This window comes from Ruegeria sp. CDSA034 (assembly GCF_059612275.1).
On sequence record NZ_JBXWQH010000034.1, the window covers coordinates 1 to 1359 of the forward strand.

Annotated in this window: 1 protein-coding gene and 1 pseudogene; both read right to left on the bottom strand. The window is 56.4% G+C overall.

What is annotated here, in order from left to right:
- The coding region (locus AC2FLJ_RS22790) for a TRAP transporter substrate-binding protein (protein WP_496707781.1) at positions 1-830 on the bottom strand (830 nt) is incomplete at its 3' end.
- Positions 831-962: 132 nt separating this feature from the next.
- Positions 963-1359, bottom strand: a pseudogene (locus tag AC2FLJ_RS22795) (DNA-binding transcriptional regulator); the annotation flags it as partial.

A 1359-nucleotide genomic window follows, 5' to 3' on the forward strand; every position in this document is an offset into this window, starting at 1 on the left:
GCCGCATCGATCTGGTCCCAGGCTTTGCCCGCAGCGCGTGACAAGTTTTCGCCAAATACCTTATCCAGTGCAGCGCGATCGGCATCAGACAGCCTGTCGAATGTGTCCTGGTTCATGATGATGGCGAAAGATCCACGATAGAACCCGCCCGGAACTTCGTAAGAGTTTTTGGCAACTTCGAACAGTTTGAAGCTCTTCTTCGCCTCCATCGGCATCATCACACCGTCTGCGGCATTCGATTCCAATGTTTCATAGACTTTTGGAGCGGGCACACGGATGCCCGTTGCCCCCAGTGCAGCCCCGACATCGCCAGACACGCCGCCACCTAGTCGCAACTTCATTCCAGAAATGTCTTCAAGCGCGGTGATCTGCACGTTCGAATGCAGTACGCCCGGGCCATGGGTCATCATCGCCAGAACCTTGACGCCCTTGTGCTCATTCAAATCGGCAAAGAATGTGTCATACGCCCGCCAGCTTGCGACCGACGCGGCCTCGGCGTTACCCTCGTAGCCCGGAAGTTCGATCATTTTCGTCGACACGAAGCGGCCAGGCGAATAGCCGTGGAAGATCCAGGTGATATCGGCCGCACCGTCAAGCACCAGGTCGAATTGCGCCGGAGGGCTGCCCAGACCATATTTGACTTCGGCACTGACCCGCCCGTCGGTGGCCTCTTCGATCATTTTGGTTAGCTCAGGCCAGATCATGGCGTTGACGCCATGCGTTGGCGGGGCCCAAGACGAAATCGTCAGTGTGGTGTCAGCGGCCTGCGCTGCCATGGATGCAATCGACATCGCGCCGGCGGCAAGACCTGTGATCAAAGTATGTTTCATGATGTGTGTTTCCTCCCATTTCTTGGCGAAATTCTAGCGCTTCAGAGCACAAAAAAAATATGCTCTTGCGTCCAGCTGTCCGCGTGGCGGACACTTAGCGTTTTGAAGCGCGCCATATGCCCACAGACGCCGTTAAGGCCGACCCGAAATTTCAAGGGTTTCATATTCGGTGGCGATGTTCGCCGCAGCAAACTGCAAAGCGTCGGCATAACGCTTGATCGCCTGACCCATGTTCATGGCCTTGGTGACCCAGATAATCGACAAGCAGCCGACCGCGCGATCATCAGTTAGGATAGGCACGGCCAGGCTGGATGTTTTGGGCCTGAATGTGTGTGGGCCACGGGTGGCGTATCCCTGTTCGGCATAGATCGTCAGGTTTTCCTCCAGCCATCTTTTTCTGAGGAACGGCATGTCTTCGGGAAGGTTTTCGGCGCGCAATAACTCGATAATCATCTCCAGCTCGCGCGAACCACAGACCGAAAGATAGGCCCGCCCCGCTGACGAGCGCAGAATGGGCAGGGAAAAGCCG